Genomic DNA, 24,940 nt, shown 5'->3' with positions numbered 1-24,940 from the left:
TAAATTTATTTATATAAAATAATACTTAATATAGTACCTTTGTTTTTAATTGAGTTTATACGTAATTTTGCATTTTGAAGAATAATAAAACGTTCCAGAAATACAGTTCCTAAACCAGTTCCATACTCCTTTGTTGTAAAAAAAGGTTTTAAAAATTTTTGTTTTTCCTCTGATGTCATACCAATACCATTGTCTGCAAATATTATTTTATAACATTTTTCCTTTTCCAGAGTTTTTACAACAATAAAACTTTTACCGTCTTTCATTGAAACCGCATCTATAGAGTTTTGAATTATATTAAATATTGCAGATTTGAACAGCCATACATCACTGTTTATCTCAATATTTACATTATTTTGAACTATAAAATTTATTTGTGGATATGTATTTCTAAAATTTTTAATTACATCATTTATTACTTTGTTTAAGCTAAAATTATTAAAATCTTCTGTAACTTTGAACAAATCAAGAGTTTCTTTAATTAAGTTTTGTATGTTGTCTATTTCTATTTTCATTTGTTTTAAATATTCATTTTCTTTTGTAAATTCATACATTTGAAAAGTCATTTTTAGTCTGGATACAGGAGTTTTTAGCCCATGAGCCGCATTGGCCAGTATTTCACCAAGCCTTGCAAAATGTCTTGTGCTTTCAAGATTTTTCTTTAATTTTTTATAATTAGTAATATCATTTATAGCTAAGATAACAAAATTGCTTTTTTTGCTTATAATAAGCTGCAGATTTTTTTTCAATTTTTTTGAATAAACTTCATATATTCCAGGCTCTAAGTTTGATTTTATACCACTTTTAATGAATGTGTTGGATAATTTCATGCCATATTTTAGAGGTATATTATAAAATATTTCTTTTGCTCTTTGATTAGATTTTTGTAAAATGCCATTTTCATTAAAAACCAACAATCCTGAACCAATACTATCAAAAATAGCATTGAATTTATCATAATATTCCTTTAAGCCTTCTCTTTCTTTTAAAAGTAATAAAGAATATGTTCTAATCATTTCATCTAATTCGCGTAATAATCCTGAATATTCAAGATTATAATGCTTTGAACTATATGCATTTCCTTTGTGAACGATTCTTCTAAGCCTCTTTTCGACAAAAATATAAACTATAATATATAAACAAAAAAAACTAATTGGTAGAATGTACCAATATTTCATTAGACGGAAAAAATACATAAATAAAAAAAGTATAATTGTATGCATTATAGATATTTTTTCTGATAAGTCCCAACCTAAGATATTTCTTTTCTTAATATTATTTCCACTCCTTCAGAATCGAGTTTTAAGAATTCTTTTGCATTTCCCTGATTAATAGCTATTTCTAAAAAACCTGAACTTTCAGGATGTATTAACAATTCTCCAGGCAATACATCACTAAATACTCTTTCATAATAAGCTTTAAATGTTTTATTTTCTATATGAATTATTACGGAATCATCTTTTTTGAACATGGTTTCACCAAATTCAGCAGGAATATTTGTTTGAATATTTCCAAATGTATCAAAAAATACTATTTCTCCTTCCAAACTTTCGCTTTTTATTTCAGGAGGTTTATATCTAAATAAATTAATCGTGTCTATTTCCTCCCCGAATTCTTCAATTGGAATTTTTTTTGAAAGATATGCTGCTGCAGGAGAAAAAATATCTCTTCCATGAAAAGTGGTTGAGTAATTTTTCTTAAAGAAATATTTTGGATTATTAATTTCGACCAGTTTATCAATTCCGTATTCCTCTGCAATCAGAGTTAAAATGCCATTATCCGGAGCGATAAAATAGAAGTTTCTTTTTTGTGTTTTTAAAATAATAGGTTTTCTGTTACTTCCGACACCAGCGTCAATAACATTCAAGAATATAGTACCTTCAGGAAAATCTTTTGAAAACCGATATAATATATGGGCGTTAACTTTAGGATCAAATTTCTTTGTTTCATGTAAAACATCTATTATTTCTATATCTTTATTTATGCTCTTTATTACAGCTTTACATACACCAACATAATAGCTGTCATTTCCCCAATCGGTAAAAAAAGCAATCATAACTAAATTCCGCCTCCTATATAATCTTCTCTTTTTTTATTTATGTTCAATAATTTCAAATCACCTTCAGTTGATTTTAATCTTATAGTTTTGTATCTTAAATCGTGATATGTTGTAATTCTCCTTATTGTTCTTGTTTTTGATCGCATTACAATACTTTCTGTAATGGCTTTTCCTTTATAAAAATGAACACCTTTTAAAAAATCTCCATCTGTTACACCGGTTGCTGAAAATAGTACATTTTCCCCTCCAGCCAAATCTTCTGTGAAATAAACTTTATTTAAGTTCCATCCATCATTTAATAATTTTTCTTTTTCCTCTTCAGATTGAGGCCATAGTTGAACCTGTAATTCACCGCCCAACGTTCTCAAAGCACCTGCTGCTAAAACAGCTTCTGGAGATCCACCAATACCGATATATATATCAACACCACTATCCGGCATTGCGGTTGCTATTGCGGCAGCAATATCGCCATCTCCTATTAATTTTATTCTGGCACCAACTTCTCTAATTTCTTCAATAATTCTTTTGTGTCTATCTCTATTTAAAACTACAACAGTTATTTCGCTTACAGGAACTTTTAAAGCTGCTGCTGCAACTCTTAAATTTTCCCGAATTGAGCTTCTGATATCTAATAAACCTTTTAATTCTGGACCAACTGCCAATTTGTATGAATAAAATGTAGGTAAGTATGCAAGGCGTCCTCTTTCTGCTAAAATCATAACACTTATTGCATTTGGAAGACCATAAGCTACAAGTCTTGTTCCATCAATTGGATCTACTGCTATATCATATTCATCATCTGTTTCATCCCATGTGCCAACTTTTTCACCAATATAAAGCATAGGCGCCTCATCTTTTTCGCCTTCACCGATAATAACCGTTCCTTTTATTTCGATATAATCGAGCATACCTCTCATGGCATCAACAGCAGCTTGGTCAACTGCATTTTTATTCCCCATACCAAGATGTAAACTGCTTGTTAATGCTGCAGCTTCTGTTACTCTTACTAAATCAAGAGTTATTTCTCTATCAACTTTTTCTGACATAACATTTCCCCCTATTCTTATTTTTTATAGTATAATTTTAACATTACGATGTCTAAAAAGTCAAATTCACTCAGACAGCTCGATTGCTAATCCTTAAAATTATTCATTCTCAGCCGTCGCATCGATTTTTCATCCATGAAAAAGCTTCACTCAAAAAAACGTCCTGTTTTTTTGACGGCTTTCATTCATAATTTTAAGGGCAATCTTCGAGCCTTCGTTTCATTTGAGACTTTTTAGACAGTATATTTTAACATTACAACTAATTTTATTATACTAAAAATTTTATTATTTTTTAACCTTTATTTTTAGCTATATAATGTGAATAATCGGTTTTATAATCAATAATATAAACTATATACCTCTATATATACTTTGAAAAAAAACTTCAATATGATACAATTTAATATAGAGAGCATTTAAAAATTCAGGAGGTGTAATTTGTGGATGTGAAAAAACTACAAGAAAAATTAATTAGGAAAAAAATTTCAGTCTGGGAAAAGAGAGATAGAAAGGCAATTGATGAGTATTCAAAAGGGTACAAGAAATTTATAGATTATTCTAAAACAGAAAGAAAAGCTATAGAATATACAGTTAAAGAATTAGAAAAGGAAGGATTTAAACCGTTAAATTATTTTTTAGAAAAAGGCAAAATTGAAGATGGAGATAAAATATATTATGTAAATAATTACAAATCATTATTTGCAATAAAAATAAAAGGTAGTTTAACTAATGGAATTAATTTAGTGGGTGCTCATGTAGATGCACCAAGACTTGATCTTAAACCTGAACCTATAGTAGAGGATTCAGGTATAGCTATGGCAAAAACACATTATTATGGTGGAGTAAAAAAATATCAATGGTTAAATATCCCTCTTGAATTACATGGAGTAGTTATAAAAAACGATGGGGAAAAGATAGATGTTTCAATAGGTGATTCAGAAGAAGATCCAGTATTTGTGATTTCAGATTTGTTACCTCATCTTGATAGAAGAAAGGGTGAAATATCAGAAGTATTTAAAGGAGAAGATTTGAATTTATTATTAGGTACAATTTCAATATCTTATGATGAAGAAATAAAGGATAGCATTAAATTAAATATTTTAAATATATTACATGAAAAATATGGAATAGTGGAAGAAGACTTAACTTCAGCGGAATTAGAAGTAGTTCCTTCACTTCCGGCTAGAGATGTGGGGCTTGATAGATCTTTAATAGCTGCTTATGGGCATGATGATAGAATATGTTCGTATACGGCGTTAACAGCATTGCTTGAATCAGATCCAGAAGTTAGAAGTGCAGCAATATTATTGACTGATAAAGAAGAAATAGGCAGCGATGGAAATACAGGAGCCAAACATCATTTCTGGATTACAGTTATAAAAAAATTATTGAAATTACAGGGAAGTTCTAATATCGAATTAGATATAGACGATTGTTTAATAAATTCAACATTATTATCTGCAGATGTTTCGGCTGCATATGATCCAAATTTCAAAGATGTTCATGATCCGGCTAATGCCCCAAAATTGGGTTATGGAATTGCAATTGCTAAATATACTGGTTCAAGAGGTAAAGCAGCAACAAACGATGCAAATGCGGAAGTCTTTGGGAAATTAAGACAAATATTTAATGAAAATGGTGTTATCTGGCAAACAGGTGAATTAGGTAAAGTTGATCAAGGTGGAGGAGGAACAATAGCAAAATTCTTTGCCGAAAAGGGGTTAAGCGTTATTGATGCTGGTGTAGCCTTATTTGGAATGCATTCACCATATGAATTAGCTTCAAAAGGAGATTTATATGAAACATATTATGCATATAAAGTATTTTTGAATAAAAATTAAAAGGATTTATAAATGGAGGAATATTTTGAAGATTTTTGCAGGAGCTCCGATTCATTTGATGGAATTTGAAAATGATAATATCAATTTAAATATAACATCCCATTCCTGGTCTTTTTTAGACCAGAATGGGGTTTCTGTTATTTTGAATAAAGATAATGTAAATATTTTTAATGGTTTAACAGAAGATGAATTGAATTCATTTGAAAATAGAATAGTCAATATAAATGATGAAAATAGGATTCTTTTTATGTTACAACATGAAGGATTTAAGTTTGAAAATTATTTTTATGCTAAAGTCAGACATATAGATTTAATTATTTTAAGAATAGATTTATTAAATAATACATCATATGATTATCTTTTTAATCTTATAATATCAAATATGTTTCTTGTAAAAATACCGATTTTACTATTTAAAATTTATAAGGAAAAACATCAAATTTCATATTTATGGCCAGATAAAAATAATTATATTATTTTTAAAGAATCTCCTTATGCATATATAGAAATAAACAAAACAAAGGATAACCTCATTATGCTTCATGGTTATTATAGAAATAGATTACATAATAAATTGGAGTTTTTTTTGAAAAAAGTCGGTGATTTAAATGAAGAATATTATTGATACTATAATTGAAAAATTGTTGTTTAAAAGAATAAAGAATATATTTTATAAAAATTATAACGAACCTATTTACGATGATAACTGTTTTTATGTCATTAATTATGGGGAAATTTCTTTAAATATTTTCAAATTGAACCAATTATTTACGTTGATAAATCAATTTAAAAATTCAAGAAAATTTAAAAATAAAGTAGGAATATTGACCGTAAATATTTTTTCAAAAAAATACATAAAATATATTTCTGAAATAGCAGAAATTTTTGGTATTCCGATAGTATTTCTTTATAAAAAAGATTTATATTTTATACGAGAAAATATTATAAAAAAAATATATAACAATAGTATAATATATATTAATACCATAAAAACTTACTTTTTGAATAATCCATCTGATTTTTTATATCAATTGATGGATATAAGATTAGAAAACCCGGAATTTTTAAGTATTAATAATATATTTTGTAATTTGGAAAAACATGAACTTAATTCTATCTCTTCTGCATTATCTTTATATCTATTATCTTTCGAAAATGATAAAATTGTAATATATAAGCCAGAAAATAATAATTCTGTTGAATATAAACTGAAAGAACATTTTATATTAAAATTTAATTTAAAAAATTTATCGAAAATAAAAAACGGGATAACAAAATTTGATAAGAAAAAAATAGAAGTATTATTAAAATATATATAAAATAGAGAAGTGTATAACAAAATCCCTGTTTCCAGGGATTTTGTTATAGAAACATACTAACAATCTCATCAAGAACTTCTTTATCATTTTTTATTTAATAGTTACAAAAAGTACAAAATATAATTTGACTTTTATAATCATATTTAGTATAATAATATTAGAATAAATACGACAAAAAAGGGAGGAATTAAGATGTTATTAAAAGTGAAAAATTTGAAAGCAAAAGTAATAGAAGATAACAAGGAGATATTAAAAGGGGTAAATTTAAATATAAATGCAGGCGAAATACATGTTTTAATGGGTCCGAATGGATCGGGCAAATCAACATTATCAAATGTAATCATGGGATCTCCAAAATTTGAAGTTATAGATGGTGAAATATTATTTGAAGGTAAAGATATATTGAAATTAGACACAAATGAAAGAGCGAAAATGGGGTTATTTTTAACTTTTCAACATCCTCAGGAAATTGAAGGAGTTAAAATGAGACAATTTTTAATCAATGCATATAGACATATGCATCCAGATAAAAAAGTATCTCCTATTGAACTGAATAAAAAATTGATTAATTTATGTAAAGAAATAAATATAAAACCAGAATTTTTAGATAGATACGTAAATACAGGATTTTCTGGTGGTGAAAAGAAAAAAAGTGAAATATTGCAATTATTCTTTTTGGAACCGAAATTAGTTATTATAGATGAAATCGATTCTGGACTTGATGTAGATGCATTGCGTGATGTTGCTGATGCTATTAATAAACTTAAAAAAGATGATATGAGTATCTTAATGATTACACATTATCAAAGAATATTAAAATATTTACAACCAGATTATGTTCATGTTTATGTAGATGGAAAAATTGTATATACTGGCGATGCAAAATTAGCTGAAGAAATAGAAGAAAAGGGTTATAATATATTGAGTGAATATGTTGATGTAGATACAGTGAAGGAGTGGTAATATGAAAGATATAAATGATATAAATTATGAAGATTTGATGATAAATCAATCAAAATTTGATTTTAGAAATGAAGCGAAATATTCTTATAAAACTCCTCCGGGATTAAACGAGAAAATAATAAGAGAAATTTCAGAAGCAAAAAATGAACCAAAATGGATGTTAGAACATAGATTGCAGGCTTTTAAAATATTTGAAAATTACCATGAACCTAATTTTGGTGTTGATATAAGAAAGTTGGATTTAAGTAAAATAGTAGCATATATGAAGCCTGATGCTAAAAAATCAACTTCATGGGAAGATGTTCCTGAAGAAATAAAAGATACATTTGAGAAATTGGGAATTCCAGAAGCTGAAAGAAAAGCATTAGCTGGAGTTGGCGCACAATATGATTCAGAAGTTGTGTACCAACATATACAGAAAGAATTAAATGATTTAGGTGTTGTCTTTCTTGATATGGAAAGCGCTGTAAAAGAATATCCTGATCTGGTAAAAGAATATTTTATGAAATTAGTTCCTTCACATAATCATAGATATGCAGCTCTTCATGGTGCGTTATGGAGCGGAGGTTCTTTTTTATATGTGCCAAAAGGAGTAAAAGTTCCTCTTCCATTGCAGGCATATTTCAGAATGAATAATCCAGGTATGAGTCAGCTGGAGCATACATTAATAATTGCTGATGAGGGGTCGGAAGTGGAATTTATTGAAGGTTGTTCCGCACCATTTTATAATGTAACAAATCTTCATGCTGGTATGGTTGAAATATATGTAAAGAAGGGTGCAAAAATGAAATATTCTACCATACAGAACTGGAGTAAAAATACATATAATCTGAATACAAAACGTGCAATTGTTGATGAAGAAGGTTCTATGGAATGGGTATCCGGTTCATTGGGAAGCTTTAAAACAATGTTGTATCCTATGACTATATTACGAGGTAAAGGTGCAAAAAATAGTTCAGTTACTTTGACTTATGCAGGGCCAAACCAACATTTAGATACAGGATCTAAGGTTTTTCATCTTGCTCCTTATACAAGTTCAATAATAAATGCAAGAAGTATAAGTATTGGTGGAGGCTGGGCTTTTTATAGAGGTTGGGTAAAAATAGGAGAAAATGCAAAAGGTGCTAAATCATCTGTCGAATGTAATGCATTAATGCTTGATAATAAATCGAAAAGTGACACTGTTCCATTAATCGAAGTATTCACAGATGATGCTGACGTTGGACATGAAGCTAAAATCGGAAGAATATCCGAAGAACAAATATATTATCTAATGTCAAGAGGTTTATCTGAGATAGATGCAAAAAATATGATAGTTAGAGGTTTTATAGAACCGCTTGTAAAAGAATTACCTTTAGAATATGCTCTTGAATTAAATAAGCTAATTAATTTAGAAGTAGAGTCGTCTATTGGATGAGGTTTTTGAATATTCAGCTAATTTGCTCGAATATTCAGCTAATTTGCTCGAATGTTCAGCTAATTTGCTCGAATGTTCAGCGATCTATGGAAATAAAAAACTTGTTTTATTGATGGGATAATATTGGAGGTGTATTTATGTATGAAAAATCTTTAGTGTTGAATCATAATGACTTTTTTGCAACAGAATGGAGTGTGCCTGAAATAAATTCTGAAAAAGATTATGGTATAATAGAATTGGAAGAAGCAAAAAATTTTTTTTCTAATAAAGAATTAAATAAATTTCGTATAAATAAATTTGAAGAGTATAAAAGATTAGGGTTTCCAAAATGGAAAAGAGCAAAACTAAATGGATTTGATCCAATAAAATATATTTCAGAATTTAATGCGCTGATCTCCGAAAATTTAATTAGTTTAAATGATATGGACAATGATGGAATAGAAATATTAAGAGAAATGGATTTTGACGGTTCACATAGAAAATTTTTATTAATGACAGACACTTTTTTTAACGCAGGATATTATTTACATACAAAAGAAAATCAAGAAGATGAAATATATGCATTTGAAGCATTAATTGATAACAAGAATCCTTTATATGATCTGGGAGTTATAAATCTGGAGGAAAACAGCAAAGCAACATTAATTAGATTTGTAAAATCGAAAGGAAGTAGTTCGAGAATAGCTTCGTTAAGGGGGAAATTAAAAGAAAATTCAGAATTAACATTGATAAACGTTAATTTATATAATAATGATATTTCAACTGATAATATATTTTTTGATATTGGCAAAAAAGCTAAATTAACTTTATATGATATAAATATCGGTGGAAAAATAACTGCACCACATATAGTTGTGAGAATGGCTCAGGAAAATGGGAATGTAAATGTATATCCATATTATCTTTCCCAGGAGTCTGAAGTTATAGATATGTTTTATTTAATAAGATACTATGCACCAGAAACATTTGGACATATACTTGGACATGGTGTTTTAATGGATGAATCAAGAGTTATTTTTAGAGGTAATCTGGATATTAAAAAAGGAGCTAAAAATGCAGACGCAGGAGAACAGGATTTCAATCTCGTATTATCAAACAAAGCAAAGGTTATGGCATATCCATCATTATATGTTGATGAAAACGAAGTAAATGCAGGTCATGCAGCAAGTGTTGGAAGCATAGAAGAGGATAAGCTTTATTATATGATGACCAGAGGATATAGTAAAAATGATGCAAAAAAAGAAATTGCTTCAGGAATATTTGAACCAGCAATATCTTTTATTAATAAATATAATTCTAAGATAGCGGGGGAATTAAATGATGTTATACAAAAAAGATTTGATAGAGAGTTTTCCAATTCTTAAAAGAAAAATAAACAGTAAAAATTTAGTATATTTTGATAATGCTGCAACAACATTAACACCTGTTAGAGTTACAGATACAATCAAAGAATTTTATGATTATCATAATGCAAATGTGCATAGAGGGGCACATTTGCTTTCCAATGAAGCAACAGAAATGTATGAAAATTCAAGAAAAACGGTTGCTAAATTTATAAATGCAAAAACACATGAAATTATCTTTACAAGAGGAACGACAGAATCTATAAATCTGTTTGCATATTCAATAGGTAAAAGCGGATGGCTTGATAACAAAGAAATTTTAATTACTACTATTGAACACCATTCTAATTTTGTTCCATGGCAACAATTATCAAAGACATTTGGTTTTTTTGTACGATACTATAATCCTGAAAAAGGTATTTTTGTATTAGAAGAGTTTCTAAAACACGTGAACGAAAACACAAAACTAATTAGTATTACAGGTCTTTCAAATGTAACAGGTCAAATAATACCAATAAAAGAGATTATAGAATTTGCGCATAAAAGAGATATCTTAGTTCATGTTGATGGAGCACAGTTGGTTCCACATTTAGGAGTCGATGTTAGTGAATTAGATGTAGATTTTCTTTCATTCTCTGGTCATAAAATGTTAGGTCCTATGGGAATAGGAATATTTTATGGAAAGAAAAGATTGTTAAAAAAATTACCCCCATTTCATTATGGAGGTGAAATGATTAACTGGGTAAGTATGGAAGAAACAGATTTTGCGGAACTACCAGAAAAATTTCAAGCAGGAACTCCAAATGTTGGCGGAGCTGTAGGATTGAAAGCTGCTATAGATTATATTAATGAAATAGGAATAGATACAATAAAAATGCATTCTGAAAAATTGACAAAATACGCGGTAGAGAAATTAAAAGAATTAAATTTTGTAAAATTATATGGCCCAGAAAATAGAATATCGATAATATCATTTAATATTGATAATGTTCATCCACATGATGTTGCACAAATTTTAAGTGATAAATTTGGAGTTGCTGTTAGAAGTGGGCACCTATGCGCTCAACCGCTTTTAAAACAATTTGGAACAAAATCAGTATGCAGAGCAAGTTTTTATTTTTATAATTCAGAAGAAGAAGTGGATATATTCATCGATGGCTTAAAATATATCAAGGAGTGGTTTTCATGAGTTTAGAAGATTTATATTCAGATATAATATTGGATTATGCAAGAAATCCACAATTTCAGGGTAAAATAGAAAATGCAACTATAAAAGAAGAAGGAAAAAATCTTTCGTGTGGAGACGAAATAACTTTATTTTTAAAAGTTGAAGATAAAGTTATTAAAGAAGCAAAATTTAGTGGTCATGGATGCATTGTAAGCCAATCATCAGCCGCTCTATTGTGTGAAGTAATTGAAGGGAAAACTTTAGAAGAAGCAGAAAAGATATTAGAAGAAGTAGAAAAAATGGCTCAGGGAGATGAATTTGATGAGTCGATAGTTGGCAATGTTTCAGTATATTCTGAAATATCAAAATTTCCTGTTAGAGTAAAATGCTTTACTCTCGCCTGGCACACCCTTGAAAATTCATTAGATGAAATAAAATAAGAAGCTATTTATTATTAACAAATAATCCCTGTATCAGGGATTATTTGTTTTTTATTAATGTTAAAGTTAATATTATTCCAAAAATACCGAATATCCATAGGCTATTAAAAATAAATCCTACATTGTTTCCAAAAAAGAACGAATATATTGTGATCAAGACATTTCCCATTGCTCTTGTAAATCCCATTAATGCTCCTGATGCAAAGCTTTTATTTTCAGGTAATAATTGTTGTGCATAATGAACATTTACTGACATAGTTAAAAACATAAATGCATCAGCCAGAATGTATGAAATTGCAAGTATCCATATGTTTTCAGAAGCTGAAAATAAAAATACCAGTATGGAAAAAGCAGAAAAATATAATAGATTTATAAATTTAACTCCTTTTTTTTCCTCTAATTTAGCACCTAATAAATTTGAAAATGTTCCTGCAAGAAATCCTAATGTTACTAAAAGTCCTCCTATTGTCAGATCATATCCAAGCATTCTAGATTTTATTGGAACATATGATCTAAACATTATGCTAATAAAAGCTCTATGTATGGTTAAAAACCATATAGGAGCAATATATTTAAAACCTCTAAAACTTTCAAAAAATTTTGTTTTTTTATTTTTGGGTTTTAAATGTTTATGAGTTTTGAAATAATTATATGCGAAGTAGAATAATACTGTATAAATTAGAATTCCGATAATTCCAATATATGTAGCATTTTTCAAATTATAGTGACTGACAAAAAAGGTTATGAATATAGGACCCAGTGCATATCCAAATGTTCCGCCTACCATATAAATAGCGAGTGTAGTACTCTTTTCTTTTCCAATAGTTCCACTAATACCTGCTCCAAGAGGTTCTTGAGCAGCACTTCCAAGATATCCAATTAGAAATATTACAAATAAAAGCCATATCGACTTTATATAACCTAAAAATAATATAGGAACCATTGTTATTAGTACTGATAAATATAAAAAAGCGAGTTTTTTATTTGATTTATCGGCAATATATCCAAAAAAAATTTGACTGAAAGAGGACACCAGTGTTAAAATCGATGCCATCATTACAAAAATTTTTGGTTCATTTACATTAAAATACTCCATAAAAAATGGAATTAAAGGTTTAAAATAAGATTTAAAGAAACTTGTAAAAAAATTGGTAAATGTTATATATATTGCTAATGGTTCCATTTATGCCTCCAATAACTCTTTTTTATTTTTTTTACATATATTAATTAAATTTTCTATTGTTTCACCGCACTCAAAAGGCAATTTATCTATTCCGCCTCTTTCTGTTTCCCGAGATTTTATAAACTCAAGTCTTTTTTTCATTGAACTTACAAAATTTAAAATATAGTTTTTATCGCTCATATCCGGTATAAATCCATCAACCTCCATTATTTCCATTCCATTTGCCCATTTTTTAAATTCTGCTTTCCCTTCTACTACTTGTTCTATAACAGATAAGGTTATCTCTTTTGTAATTTTTCTATCCATAAAATATCCTGTGTTTAGTATATAACATTGTATACCTTTTTCAAATAATTTTTTAAAGCTGTAATAATCTTCAGATAACGCATATGTTCTAAATGGATTGGCATATGGTTCAAATACAAGAGCATCGGGGTCAATTCCTTCAGCTAATTTTTCTGCAGATGTTCTCTTGGTGGCCAATGTTGCTCCAAGAGTTGACGCCAATATTGGATCATTTATTTTTACTATAGGTGGTAATACCGGATCTTTCATCAACCAGAATATAGCATTTATAGACTCTTCTATTTTATATACCCTGTTTGGAGACCACAATTTTGATTTTAATGCTCGACCATTACCATTTCTTATATCTTCTGTTACTGGAATTATTCTTCCTTCCTCATCTAATGTTGCTCCACAATTTTGTATAGTTAAAAGATATTTGTTATCCTCAGAATTTGCAGGGTAATCAGCCGTTTTATCAAAATATGAAGGTTCTAACGATATTGTTGATCCATCGGCCATTGAAATTATAAAAGCATCGTCATGTAAAACGGTTATATCATATTTACCATTATGTTTTGCATGAGTTAGTGTAGACTTTCCTGAACCAGACAGTCCAAAAAATGCAGCAACATAATTTTCATTATCTTTTAGGGTATATTTTTTTAGCCCTCCATGACATGATGCATAACCATTCCTATTAGCAGTTCCCCATCCAAGAGTTAAAGTTCCTTTTTTAAATTCTCCAAAATATCTCATCCCCAATATTGCAGCACAATTATGTTGTGGATCAAAAAAAGATAATCCCAACGGGAAATCAGGATGTTTCCAATCAGGATCAGAAAAAATATATATATCGCCTTCATTCAGGACTCTGGATTTTTCATAAATTTTTATAAAGTCAACGGTTAATGGTTGAAAATTCAATAACCAATTATATAAAATATTCTCATGTCCTTCCGGTATTAGCAAATGGTTTTTAACTATAAAATCTTCATGTAATCCTGTAAAGGATATAGCATGGTACATTTTTTTAAATCTTGTTTTATAAACAGCTTCTCTAATTATTTCTGCATATTTTTCTTCGTCAACACCAGGTTCTCCAATTATTTTTCTTCCTGCAGCATATCTTCCTGTAATTGCACCATCATTAAATATCAATATTTTTGTTCCTTCATCAAGGGCCAATAATTCTGGTTTGTAAACATTAATATCTGTAACAATTGTTCCAGGTGAATTTTTAGCCAGCTTGTAAGCTTCTTTAGGAGAATCAACCTTTATTACATTATTTCCATAAAAAGCAGTTTCGATGGTAGTTCTTATTTTTGAAAATATTGGATTTTTATATGATATTTCATCTCTGGTAAAAAAACTTTTTGTTGCCAATTCTAAATACCTCCTGATTCGAAAAATAAAATAAAAAAATATTTATGTTGTTTTTTATGCTATTTGATTTAAGTTTTTTCCTATTTTTTTCATCAGTTTTTTATACCATTTTTTATACTCCATAATCATTCCTTCATCAGAATTTTTCAAATATTCTTCAATATAATATTCCAAATTTATCTTTTTAAAATCAGCTTTAAGTTTATCCTTTAGTTCATAAATAGTTTCTATACCATAAATCAGAATTAAACTTTTTAATAATTTTTCTTCTTTTTTTTCTTCATCATCGTCCAAAACTTTTTTATTAAACACTTCATAGCTTTTTTGTATTTCAATATATATGCTTTCTAATTTTTCTTCACGGCTTAACGTATAATCATTTTCATATTCACTTTCATCGAGCATGTTTCGTATTTCTTCTTCGATTTCATCTATTATTTCCCATAATGTTTCGTTTTCATCACTGTTTTCATCATCTTCCATAAATATTTCTATATCGATATCATCATTATCTTTCTTTTGTTTTTTCATTTCTGCTATAAAGTTTGTGAATGTTTTTAAAGATTCTTCAGGATTGTTAAGTGACATGCTCTGGGATAAATTATTAATATTATATAATTGAAAGATATTATCTTCAATATTTTTTAATTCATTATAACCAACAATCTTTATTCTTTCAGATACGTGTTTTAAAAATGCTTCCTGATTTATAATTTCAGGTAATACATTTAATCTGAATTTATTAAATTCACCTATCAATGATTTATAAAACTTTTTTATTTCAGTCATGGTTGTTTTAATATTTATATCAAATACACTTTGATAATCATATCTTGAAAATATAAAATGATGTTCATAATATCTGCCAATTTTATTTATATAAATGGCGGAAAAGTCCACACTTTCATTTATTGTATAAACCATTAATTCTTGATTTATTATATTCTCAGTAAGCATTAATGAATCCGTTGAAATAAATGAAAACATGGTTTTCATTCTGCTATTAAAATATTTGTTTAATCTAAAAATCGTTAAAAGTGTTGGAATATATTCCAGCTCCACATCTATTGAATTAGATATTTCAACACTAAATTCATCAGGTTTCCATATAAAATTACCTGTTTTGGCTTTTATTTCAAATATATATTTTTCTTCTACATCATCATCAATAGAATCTGCGAACCAGAATTTCTTTATAACCTTTGGATATAATTCAAAATACGATCCATCTATACCTTTTAATAAGGCCATATTTTCCCTCCATTAATTATAGGAATATAATTTTAGGTATATTCCTAAAAATAAAAATTCGATTATTGCCAATCCTAATCCAACATAAGGGTAATCCCAACTTATAATTCCAATTATACCAAATAAAAATGAAAAAATATATGTAATTATTGCAGTTTTTTTTATAGTGGTATTATACTTTCTTTTTATTTTATCATAAATATGATCCCTATCTCCAGAAAATGGTGAGCGATTGTTCAGGACTCGTCTCAAAAAACTGAAAAATATATCTGTATAAAATAACGTTGAAACTATTACAGAAATTGCAAAACCGCCAAAACCATGATTTGAAACCATTATAACAGTTAAATAGAATATAGTATATCCTAAAAAGTACGAACCTGCATCACCAAGAAAAATTTTTGCGGGATAAAAATTAAATAGTAAAAAGCCAATAATAGCCATAACTATATATACGTAATCAAAATGTTTTGAAATTATACTTAAAAATAATATAACAAATAGTGTATTTCCTCCGCAAATCCCATCCATACCATCTATCATATTAACAGCATTTATTAAAGTAACTCCAAGTATCGTCAATATAATAAAATATATTACACCAATAGAGTTATAAAAAGGTATCAATGTCAATACAATTCCTATAAGCTCGCTAAACAATCTGAATTTTGGAGAAACATTATATATATCATCCATTAATCCCAAAATTAGCATCAATGTTCCAAAAATAATAAATCTAATATCTTTTATAAACCATATACTTGATAAATATATAGATACTCCTCCAAGATACGGTGTAACTTTTTGATGTATTTTTAAGTTTTCATCTGGTTTATCCACGATATCGAATTTTTTTGCAACAGGTATCATAATATAGGTAATTGCTACAGATAATAAAAAAACAGTTAAGTACAACATTTCACACCTCTTATCAATAAGCTATATCATATTTTATTTCAGATGTTGCTTCTGGTATATAGGTTTTTATCAATCTATTTGCCATTTTAAAATCATTTTCTTCAAATATTTTTACTATATCTCCGATAAGTTTTATCAATTCCGAGTTATTTAATATATTGTTTTCTTTTAGTATAAATATTCTTTCATTTTTTGTTTTTAAGAATTCTTCAGAATCTAAAAACAATTCTTCATATAATTTTTCTCCTGGACGAATACCAGTATACACAATTTCTATATCCTGATCAGGAATATACCCTGAAAGTTTTATCATATCCTTTGCCAATTTATCTATCAATACAGGCTCTCCCATATTTAAAACAAATACTTCACCTTTATTTGAAAAGGCTCCAGCCTGCAGTACTAATGCAACCGCCTCAGGAATTGTCATAAAATATCTTTTCATTTCAGGGTGTGTTACTGTAACCGGTCCGCCCTTTTCTATCTGTTCTTTGAATATAGGAACAACACTCCCTCTACTTCCTAAAACGTTTCCAAATCTCACAATTCCAAATTTTGTATCAGAATATCTTGCTATAGATCTGATTATTATTTCTCCAAATCTTTTTGAACTTCCCATTATTGATGTTGGATTAATTGCTTTATCTGTTGATATAAAAATAAAGCGTTTTACTCCATTTTCTATAGCATTTTTAGCAAGTATATATGTTCCATATGCATTAACCCTGAATGCTTCTGAAGGATTTTTTTCCATTAAAGGAACATGTTTGTGTGCTGCAGCATGAAACACAACATCAATATTAAATCTATTAAATATATGTTTTATCCTATATTCATTAGTTACATCACTTATAATTTCTACTATTTTTAAGTTCGGAAACTTTTCTTTAAGTTCTTTTGATATATGAAAAATACTATTTTCTCCACGTCCTAAGATTAGCAAATTTTCAGGATTAAATGCTGCAATCTGTCTGCAGATTTCTGATCCGATACTTCCTCCTGCTCCGGTGATAAGAACGTTTTTACCCGTTATATAATACTTTATTTCTTCAAAATTTACTTTTATTTCCTTTCTTCCCAATAAATCTTCTATATTTACATCTCTTAAGAAACCAAGTGATATTTTATTATTTAGTATTTCAAAAATTCCTGGTAATGTTTTTAATCTAACATTTTTAGTGTCTATTCTATCTATTATATTTTTTAATTGCTCGGATGTAGCAGAAGGTATGGCTATAATTACTTCATTGATTTCAAATTTTTTTACAACAGACATTACTTCATCGGTTTTTCCAAGTACATTTATATTTCTTATTTTTCTACCAACCTTTGATTCATCATCATCTAAAAAACCAATAACTTTTCCATATTCAGGATGTCTTAAAAATTCGTCTAAAAGTTCAACTCCAGCTTCACCAGCTCCTATTATAATTATCTTTTTATTTGAATTATTTTGAGTGTTGTTATTCCGTTGCTTTGAAAACCACCAAACTCTACTGAAAATAATTAATAAAGCTCCCAGTAATGCAGTTATAAAACCAACAGTAATGGGTATTACAAGATTATAAAACCATAATCTTCTTAATGCTTCTATAATCAAAAAGTTCAATAAATATCCTGAAAACGAGGAATAAATGATGGGTTTTATTTCTTTTAATGTGGCAAAACGCCATATATGATCATATATTCTATGATAATACATTACCAGAACCATAATAATTGGAAAAAGTATAACGGGATATATATATTTTTGCATTTCAATAAAATCTGTTTGAAATCTAAAAAATAATGCTATAAAATAACTTAAAAGAAAAATTATATAATCTATTGTCATTAATTCTATTTTCTTTTTCATTTTCTCCCCTACTTTTTAAACTCATTCAGTATTTTTTTTAGCATTTGTACTACATATCTTTGTTTATCAATTGTTAAATCCGTATAAAATGGTATTGCTATAGTTAATGATGATATCAGTTCTGTAACCGGATAATCACCTTCTTCATAACCATATAATTCTCTATAAAATTTTTGTAAGTGTACAGGAGAAAAATAATTTTTGGATTGAATTCCTTTCATGTTAAGTCTGCTTATTACATCATAAGTAATACTTTTTATTTCTTTTAATAAATTTCCCCAATTTTTCCTATCCTCAACATCTATATATAAAGGTATATTTCCGTTTTTTACATATTCTGGAATATCAATAAATTCAGAAATCCAATCAATTGATAATCTTACAACAAAAACAAACCAACTCATCTTTGTTGTATATTCTTCTATTTTAGGTAAAATTACTCTGTTATCGTCTTTAAATAACTGATAATAATTTTTTGCAACCTGTTCTCTTTTTTCCAGTATTTCATCCAATCTTTTCATCTGAATATATCCAAGCCCTGCTGAAAGTTCATCCATTCTATAATTATATCCCAATCTTACATGCTCCAGCCATTCTTCAGAATCTCCTCTTCCCTGATTTGCCATAGAACGGCATAATTTTGCTAATTCGAAATTATCCGTAACAATCATACCGCCTTCACCTGTAGTAATTTGTTTATTTGGATAAAATGCAAATGTTCCCGCTTCACCAAATGTCCCTGCATATTTTCCCTTGTATTTTGCACCTATCGCCTCGCATGAATCCTCGATGACTTTCCAATTATTTTTTTTACATAACACAAGAGCTTTATCCCAGTCTATTGGTTGCCCGAATATATCAACACCCATAAAAAAATTAATATCATTAAGTTTATTTATTCGCCTATATATTGGATGATTGGAATCTTTTATGGACTCTTCTATTTTATCAAGATCAATATTATAATTATATGGGTCTATATCAATAAATACAGGATGTGCTCTTTCAAATAGCGCTACATTTGCAGAAGCAATAAATGTAAATGGTGTAACAATCATACCATTATTTTCTTTGATATTCAAAGCTTTTAAAATAAGATGCAAGGCTGATGTTCCGCTATTAACTGCTATTGCTTCTTTAACTTTAAAATAATTTTTCATAATTTCCTCAAATTTATTCAAGTAAGATCCAAGTGCAAGACGTTTTCTATCAAAGATTTTATTTATTATCCTTTTTTCTGCATCTGTTAAACTAGCAGAAGAAAGTGGAACAGTTAAGGAATTACTCAAAACACTCACCCCTATATTAATAAGCTCGCTAAAAGCGAGCTTTTTTAAAGATATTTATTATTCATCTTTTCCAAATTCCAGAGTTCTTTCCACCTGAATAAATTTATAAAATTCCATTTCATCGCCATCGTTAATATCATCAAAATTCAGTATTTTTATACCACATTCCTTTGGAGCATCTATTCTCTTTACTTCATCCTTATAGTGTCTTAATGATTCTATTTTACCATCATAAACCAATTTACCCTGTCTGTATAATCTAACCCCACCGTCTCTTTCAACATAACCTTCCTTTAATTGTATCCCAGCTATATTTCCAACTTTTTTTATTTTAAATACCTGCTTTACTTCACCAAAACCTGTAATTTCTTCTTTTTCCTCAGGTTCTAACATTCCCTGTAAGGCCTTCTTTAAATCATCTATTAGATTAAATATAATATCGTATTTTTTGATTTGTATATTTTCATGTTCTGCATATTTTACCGCTCCACTATCTGCTTTTACTCTAAATCCTAAAACAACGGCATCAGAGGCTGTTGCAAGCATAATATCACTTTTTGTTATTGCACCAATTCCACCATGAATAACCTGCAATTCTATTTCAGGATTTTTAAGTTTTGCAATAGCATTCTTTAAAGCTTCTAATGAACCAAATGTATCAGCTTTCAAAATTATATTTAATGTTTTTTGTTCCCCATCTTCTCTCATCATTCTCAAAGCGTCTTCAAGTCTTATGTGCCTTTTTTGAACAACTTTTTCCTCAAGAACCTTTTTCTTTTCAACATATTCTCTTGCTTCATGTAGAGTTTTTACTCCATATAATATTGAATGCATATCAGGGACTTCTTCAAAACCTAATATTTGAACTGGATCTGAAGGTCCGGCAACTTTGACATTCTTACCATTTGGATCTATCATTCTTCTAACCTTTCCAAAGGTACTACCAGCAACAAAATAATCTCCAACTTTTAATTTTCCATCTTTTATTATAGTTGTTGCAACTGGTCCTAAAAACTTATCCAATTTACTTTCTATAATAACCCCACGAGCTAAACCTTCAGGATAGCATTTTATTTCCTGCATTTCTGAAACGAGCAATATCATTTCCAATAGTTCATCTATTCCCTGACCGGCTTTTGCAGAAATTGGCACAGTTATTGTGTCGCCGCCCCAATCTTCAGGTATTAGATTTAATTTTGCAACCATTTGTTGTTTTGTTAAATCTATATTTGCATTTGGTTTATCTATTTTGTTAATAGCTACAATTATTGGCACATTTGCATTTTTTGCATGGTTATATGCTTCTATTGTTTGAGGCATTACTCCGTCATCTGCCGCAATTATTAAAACAACTATGTCTGTAGCCTGCGCTCCTCTTGCTCTCATTTCTGTAAAAGCTTCGTGTCCAGGGGTATCAATAAATGTTATTTTTTTACCTTCATAATTAACCTGATAAGCACCTATAGATTGTGTAATACCACCAGCTTCTTTTTCAGCAACTTTTGTATTTCTTATATTATCAAGCAATGTGGTTTTACCGTGGTCAACATGTCCCATAATAGTAACAACTGGAGCTCTTTCTATGAGTTTATCTTCCTTTTCCTCATATAATTTCGCCCATCTTTCTTTCAAAACTTCTTCTGGATCTACTTTGTCCGAGTGTTTCTTCTGATTCTCAATCTTTTCTTCAGTTATTTCCAATAATGCATTAAACATCATAGCGATTTCTTCTGCCTGATCTTCTGTTAATGCTTGACCAGGTCTTAAGACCTTACCTTTCATAAAAAATTCTTTTATAATATCATTTTGCCCTTTTCCCAACTTTTGAGCTAATATATCTAATTTTAACTCAGATTTTTTAATTTTTATTTCTTTTATTTCATCATCATCTTTCTTTTGTTCTTTATATTTTGCCTTTTCATTTTTTGATTTTTTCTGAATATGTTTTTTATCATTTTTTTTATGTTTATCTTTTTTATCAAATTTGCTTTCTTTTTTAACTTCTTCTTTTTTGAACTCCTCTTTTTTTATTTCTTCTTTTTTCTTATTTTCATTTAATTTCTCTTTATAGTATTCTTTTATTGTTTTAACATCTTCATCTTCCAATGAAGACATATGGCTTTTTAAATTGTATCCTAAGTCTTTTAATTCTTCTAAAAAATCTTTAGCCTGAAATCCCAATTCTTTAGCTAATTGATATACCCGCGTCTTAGACAATTGAATCACCTCCAGCATTCACTACATCCTTAATTCCTTTAACTATATTTTCATCTAACACACCTACCACGCTAATTTCCTCTTTACCAAGAGATTTTCCTAAATCTATTTTAGAAAAGTTTTTTAATAAAACATAAGGGACTTTATATGTCTTACATTTTTTTATAGTCTCTTCTTTTATTGATTCACCAACATCTGAAGCTATAATAATAAATTTTGATTTTCTCTTTGGATTTCTAATATATTCTCTTATATTATCTTTTCCAAAAATTATTTTTCGCATTCGAGCAGCAAAACCTAATAAATTTACGATCTTTTGTTCATTCATTTCTTTACCCCCAATTCTCACTTTTCAAAATAATTATAACATATAAAACAGGAATAAAGAAATGTTCATTATATCATAGAAATTAAATAACAAATCCTTAACAAAGGAATAGCTATAAAATAGAATACCGTTTAACTGCTGTAAGCGGTTAAAAAATGTCTTTCATTCATTAACTCTAACATATTTTGCTTCGAAAAAATAATAATTACGATGTCTAAATAATAATTTTTATTTTTTATATTCTTCTATCTTCAACTTGATTTTCTAAGAAAAGCTGAAAAAGGCCTTTGAAATAGCAAATAAAATAGAAAGGGGTTATTAATTTGAGAAACAAAATAATTCCTATAATGAATATTAAAGATAAGCTGTATTTTGGAAACACTATTTTAAAAATATCATCAATCAAAATTCCAATTTGAGTTTTATTATTCTAAACCAATATTTTAAATTCATATGAACATTAAGATAGAGTTTTTAAAATAAAGATTAGAATGTCTAATAAAGATATTATTATAAAGATGGGGATAGAATAATTATGATATAATAGATATAGACATCAAATTACCAGCGGAAGCGTGAATATTTGCCAAGCAAATATTCAGATGTTTTTTATTAATATCTATTTTTAATCCTATAACCCGCTGTAAGCGAAAATATTTGCTTTGCAAATATTTTAAGAATTTATTTTTTAAAATAAAATGATTTTATCCTAATCTTTACTGAAGGTATGAGTATTTTCTTTGAAAATATTGAAAAGTTTTAATTTTAAAATTTTAAATCTTTAACCTATAACCCGCTGTAAGCGTGTAACACCGGAGGTGAGCCATGAGAAAAAAAATACCATATGGAAAACAAAATTTTGAATGGGTAATAATGCAGAATTATTATTACATAGATAGAACAGAATATATAGAAAAATTAGAATCATTGAATGAAACTAATATAGTGTTTTTAAGGCCAAGGAAATTTGGAAAAACATTGTTCTTAGATACAATTGCAAAGTATTATGATGTCAATTATGCAGAGAAATTTGAAGAATTATTTAAAGACTTATACATAGGAAAAAATCCAACGCCATTAAAAAACAGTTATTATATCTTGTATATGGACTTTTCTGGAATACAAACAGAAAATAAAGAAAAATTAATAAAGAGTTTTAAAAATAAAGTTATACGTTCTCTTGACAATTTTAAATATGAATATAAAATAAAAACTAAAATAGAAAAAGAACTAACAGAACCAGCAGATATTCTTGGCTCATTTCTTGACGGAATAAAGAATGAAATAAGCAAACCAATATACTTATTAATAGACGAATATGATCACTTTGCAAATGAACTATTGAGTTTTAACCTTGATTTATTCAAAGACAGTGTAACAAAACATGGATTTGTAAGGAAATTCTATGAAGAAATAAAAAAAGGAACAAAAACAATAATAGAAAGGCTGTTTATGACAGGAGTAAGCCCAATAATGTTGGATTCATTAACCAGTGGATTTAATATAACTAAAAATAAAACAATAGATATAAAATTCAACGAGATGCTTGGATTCAAAGAAGAAGAAGTAAAAGAATTATTGGAATATTATGGCATATATTCAGAAAAATTATTAAAAGAAATGCAGGAAAATTATAATGGATATATATTCAACATAAACGCAAAAGAAAAAGTATATAATCCTGACATGGTATTTTATTTTATAACAGAATATTTTTCAGAAAAAAAACCACCAGAAAAAATAATAGATGACAACATAATGAGCGATTACAAAAAAGTACAGAATTTATTTAGTCTTGGTGAATTGCTTGGAGTAAAAATAGACAAAAACAACAAAAAAGAACTAACAGAAAAAGAAAAACAAGAAGCAAAAGAAAGTCCAAAAAAAATAATAGGGAAATTACTAAATGAAATACTATTAACAGGAAGAACAACATTACCAGAACTCACAACAATGTTCAACCCAGGAAAAAGGATAGAAATAAAAGATATAAAATCATTATTATTCTATCTTGGGTTTATGACATTTGAAAAAGAAGGATTAAGGACATATTTAAAAATACCAAATTATTCAATGAAAAAAATATTCTCAGAATACTTCACAGAATACATAGAAGAAAGGCTAACAGAATATATAGACACAGATGAAATAGAAAATGCAATAATAACGATATTAGAAGATGGAAAAATAGAGCCATTTGCCAAAGAAATAGAAAACCTACTAAGCAAAATGGACAACAGAATATTCATGGGATTAGATGAAAAATACATAAAAGCAATAATGTATAGTTATCTAATACTAACGCCATATGCAATGGTAAAAATGGAATATCCAGTAGAAAATGGGTATATAGACATAGCAATGTTCAAAAGATATGAAGAAGTGCCATATGAAGCGATAATAGAAGTAAAATACATAAAACAAAAAGAATACACAGAAGAAAAATTAAAAAGGAAAATAAAACAGGCAAAAGAACAAATAGAAAAATACAAGAAATCATATGAATTAAATACAAAAAATGAAACAATGAAAAAGTATATAATTGTTTTTGTTGGTAAAAAAGCGAAATATATTGAGGAAGTAAAATAAGTATAATATAAAAAATTTTGTAAAATAAGTGAAACCTCAAAAT

At 28.0% G+C, this 24,940-nt stretch carries 20 protein-coding genes; 9 read left to right on the top strand and 11 right to left on the bottom strand.

What is annotated here, in order from left to right:
- Nucleotides 1-5: 5 nt before the first annotated feature.
- From X274_RS10020 to glpX, 3 genes are all read right to left on the bottom strand, one after another.
- Nucleotides 6-1,178: a sensor histidine kinase gene (locus X274_RS10020; RefSeq protein ID WP_175419984.1), complete on the bottom strand. Its 1,173-nt coding sequence runs from the start codon at nucleotides 1,176-1,178 to the stop codon at nucleotides 6-8.
- A 74-nt stretch (nucleotides 1,179-1,252) separates the two neighbouring features.
- The gene (locus X274_RS10015) at nucleotides 1,253-2,056 is read right to left on the bottom strand and encodes an SAM hydrolase/SAM-dependent halogenase family protein (protein ID WP_047266694.1); all 804 of its coding nucleotides are present in this window, start codon (nucleotides 2,054-2,056) and stop codon (nucleotides 1,253-1,255) included.
- A 2-nt stretch (nucleotides 2,057-2,058) separates the two neighbouring features.
- The gene (gene glpX, locus X274_RS10010) at nucleotides 2,059-3,105 is read right to left on the bottom strand and encodes a class II fructose-bisphosphatase (RefSeq protein ID WP_047266693.1); all 1,047 of its coding nucleotides are present in this window, start codon (nucleotides 3,103-3,105) and stop codon (nucleotides 2,059-2,061) included.
- A gap of 440 nt (nucleotides 3,106-3,545) precedes the next feature.
- On the opposite strand from glpX, the gene X274_RS10005 reads away from it, so the two are divergent.
- The 8 genes from X274_RS10005 to sufU all read left to right on the top strand — a co-directional run bounded on the left by X274_RS10005 (nucleotide 3,546) and on the right by sufU (nucleotide 11,596).
- Nucleotides 3,546-4,946 carry an aminopeptidase gene (locus tag X274_RS10005; RefSeq protein WP_047266692.1) on the top strand — a complete coding sequence of 467 codons (1,401 nt, stop codon included), beginning with the start codon at nucleotides 3,546-3,548 and terminating at the stop codon, nucleotides 4,944-4,946.
- Nucleotides 4,947-4,971: 25 nt separating this feature from the next.
- The gene (locus X274_RS10000) at nucleotides 4,972-5,571 is read left to right on the top strand and encodes a hypothetical protein (protein ID WP_047266691.1); all 600 of its coding nucleotides are present in this window, start codon (nucleotides 4,972-4,974) and stop codon (nucleotides 5,569-5,571) included.
- A complete protein-coding gene (locus tag X274_RS09995) occupies nucleotides 5,555-6,265 on the top strand; it encodes a hypothetical protein (protein WP_047266690.1) in 711 nt (236 codons plus the stop codon). The genes X274_RS10000 and X274_RS09995 overlap by 17 nt, the downstream gene beginning before the upstream one ends.
- Nucleotides 6,266-6,457: 192 nt before the next feature.
- Nucleotides 6,458-7,228, top strand: a complete 771-nt coding sequence (sufC, locus tag X274_RS09990; RefSeq protein WP_047266689.1) for a Fe-S cluster assembly ATPase SufC — start codon at nucleotides 6,458-6,460, stop codon at nucleotides 7,226-7,228.
- A gap of 1 nt (nucleotide 7,229) precedes the next feature.
- Entirely contained in the window at nucleotides 7,230-8,645 is a 1,416-nt protein-coding gene (gene sufB / locus X274_RS09985; protein WP_047266688.1) for a Fe-S cluster assembly protein SufB, read from the top strand.
- Nucleotides 8,646-8,782: 137 nt separating this feature from the next.
- Nucleotides 8,783-10,009 (top strand): SufD family Fe-S cluster assembly protein, encoded by a 1,227-nt coding sequence (locus tag X274_RS09980; RefSeq protein ID WP_047266687.1) that lies wholly within the window; start codon nucleotides 8,783-8,785, stop codon nucleotides 10,007-10,009.
- Nucleotides 9,963-11,177 carry an aminotransferase class V-fold PLP-dependent enzyme gene (locus X274_RS09975; protein ID WP_231580409.1) on the top strand — a complete coding sequence of 405 codons (1,215 nt, stop codon included), beginning with the start codon at nucleotides 9,963-9,965 and terminating at the stop codon, nucleotides 11,175-11,177. Before X274_RS09980 ends, X274_RS09975 begins: the two co-directional genes overlap by 47 nt.
- A complete protein-coding gene (gene sufU / locus X274_RS09970) occupies nucleotides 11,174-11,596 on the top strand; it encodes a Fe-S cluster assembly sulfur transfer protein SufU (protein WP_047266686.1) in 423 nt (140 codons plus the stop codon). Before X274_RS09975 ends, sufU begins: the two co-directional genes overlap by 4 nt.
- A gap of 40 nt (nucleotides 11,597-11,636) precedes the next feature.
- Here sufU and X274_RS09965 read toward each other — a convergent pair whose 3' ends face one another.
- From X274_RS09965 to X274_RS09930, 8 genes are read right to left on the bottom strand one after another with little or no spacing between them, the layout of a single operon-like run.
- A complete protein-coding gene (locus tag X274_RS09965; protein ID WP_047266685.1) occupies nucleotides 11,637-12,779 on the bottom strand; it encodes an MFS transporter in 1,143 nt (380 codons plus the stop codon).
- Nucleotides 12,780-14,450 (bottom strand): phosphoenolpyruvate carboxykinase (ATP), encoded by a 1,671-nt coding sequence (locus X274_RS09960; RefSeq protein ID WP_047266684.1) that lies wholly within the window; start codon nucleotides 14,448-14,450, stop codon nucleotides 12,780-12,782.
- 54 nt (nucleotides 14,451-14,504) lie between these two features.
- Nucleotides 14,505-15,701 (bottom strand): hypothetical protein, encoded by a 1,197-nt coding sequence (locus X274_RS09955; RefSeq protein WP_047266683.1) that lies wholly within the window; start codon nucleotides 15,699-15,701, stop codon nucleotides 14,505-14,507.
- A 12-nt stretch (nucleotides 15,702-15,713) separates the two neighbouring features.
- On the bottom strand, nucleotides 15,714-16,619 hold the full coding sequence (locus X274_RS09950; RefSeq protein ID WP_047266682.1) for a glycosyltransferase family 4 protein: 906 nt from the start codon (nucleotides 16,617-16,619) through the stop codon (nucleotides 15,714-15,716).
- Nucleotides 16,620-16,632: 13 nt separating this feature from the next.
- A complete protein-coding gene (locus tag X274_RS09945) occupies nucleotides 16,633-18,474 on the bottom strand; it encodes a nucleoside-diphosphate sugar epimerase/dehydratase (RefSeq protein WP_047266681.1) in 1,842 nt (613 codons plus the stop codon).
- 8 nt (nucleotides 18,475-18,482) lie between these two features.
- A complete protein-coding gene (locus X274_RS09940; protein ID WP_047266680.1) occupies nucleotides 18,483-19,763 on the bottom strand; it encodes a DegT/DnrJ/EryC1/StrS family aminotransferase in 1,281 nt (426 codons plus the stop codon).
- A 57-nt stretch (nucleotides 19,764-19,820) separates the two neighbouring features.
- A complete protein-coding gene (gene infB / locus X274_RS09935; protein WP_047266679.1) occupies nucleotides 19,821-21,980 on the bottom strand; it encodes a translation initiation factor IF-2 in 2,160 nt (719 codons plus the stop codon).
- Nucleotides 21,973-22,308: a L7Ae/L30e/S12e/Gadd45 family ribosomal protein gene (locus tag X274_RS09930; RefSeq protein WP_047266678.1), complete on the bottom strand. Its 336-nt coding sequence runs from the start codon at nucleotides 22,306-22,308 to the stop codon at nucleotides 21,973-21,975. The genes infB and X274_RS09930 overlap by 8 nt, the downstream gene beginning before the upstream one ends.
- Nucleotides 22,309-23,133: 825 nt before the next feature.
- On the opposite strand from X274_RS09930, the gene X274_RS09925 reads away from it, so the two are divergent.
- A complete protein-coding gene (locus X274_RS09925; RefSeq protein ID WP_047266677.1) occupies nucleotides 23,134-24,897 on the top strand; it encodes an AAA family ATPase in 1,764 nt (587 codons plus the stop codon).
- Nucleotides 24,898-24,940 lie beyond the last annotated feature (43 nt).

Source organism: Marinitoga sp. 1155, from assembly GCF_001021175.1.
Classification (GTDB): Bacteria; Thermotogota; Thermotogae; order Petrotogales; family Petrotogaceae; genus Marinitoga.
Note: the sequence above shows the minus strand (reverse complement) of the source record. Positions and strands in the feature narration are given on the sequence as shown.

Coding starts and splice junctions, on each gene's coding strand:
- X274_RS10020 (WP_175419984.1), bottom strand. CDS start 1,178: ATGAAATATTGGTACATTCTACCAATTAGTTTTTTTTGTTTATATATT.
- glpX (WP_047266693.1), bottom strand. CDS start 3,105: ATGTCAGAAAAAGTTGATAGAGAAATAACTCTTGATTTAGTAAGAGTA.
- X274_RS09930 (WP_047266678.1), bottom strand. CDS start 22,308: ATGAATGAACAAAAGATCGTAAATTTATTAGGTTTTGCTGCTCGAATG.
- X274_RS09945 (WP_047266681.1), bottom strand. CDS start 18,474: ATGAAAAAGAAAATAGAATTAATGACAATAGATTATATAATTTTTCTT.
- sufC (WP_047266689.1), top strand. CDS start 6,458: ATGTTATTAAAAGTGAAAAATTTGAAAGCAAAAGTAATAGAAGATAAC.
- X274_RS09995 (WP_047266690.1), top strand. CDS start 5,555: ATGAAGAATATTATTGATACTATAATTGAAAAATTGTTGTTTAAAAGA.
- X274_RS09965 (WP_047266685.1), bottom strand. CDS start 12,779: ATGGAACCATTAGCAATATATATAACATTTACCAATTTTTTTACAAGT.
- X274_RS10015 (WP_047266694.1), bottom strand. CDS start 2,056: ATGATTGCTTTTTTTACCGATTGGGGAAATGACAGCTATTATGTTGGT.
- sufB (WP_047266688.1), top strand. CDS start 7,230: ATGAAAGATATAAATGATATAAATTATGAAGATTTGATGATAAATCAA.
- X274_RS09925 (WP_047266677.1), top strand. CDS start 23,134: ATGAGAAAAAAAATACCATATGGAAAACAAAATTTTGAATGGGTAATA.
- X274_RS09980 (WP_047266687.1), top strand. CDS start 8,783: ATGTATGAAAAATCTTTAGTGTTGAATCATAATGACTTTTTTGCAACA.
- sufU (WP_047266686.1), top strand. CDS start 11,174: ATGAGTTTAGAAGATTTATATTCAGATATAATATTGGATTATGCAAGA.
- X274_RS09955 (WP_047266683.1), bottom strand. CDS start 15,701: ATGGCCTTATTAAAAGGTATAGATGGATCGTATTTTGAATTATATCCA.
- X274_RS09975 (WP_231580409.1), top strand. CDS start 9,963: ATGATGTTATACAAAAAAGATTTGATAGAGAGTTTTCCAATTCTTAAA.
- X274_RS09950 (WP_047266682.1), bottom strand. CDS start 16,619: ATGTTGTACTTAACTGTTTTTTTATTATCTGTAGCAATTACCTATATT.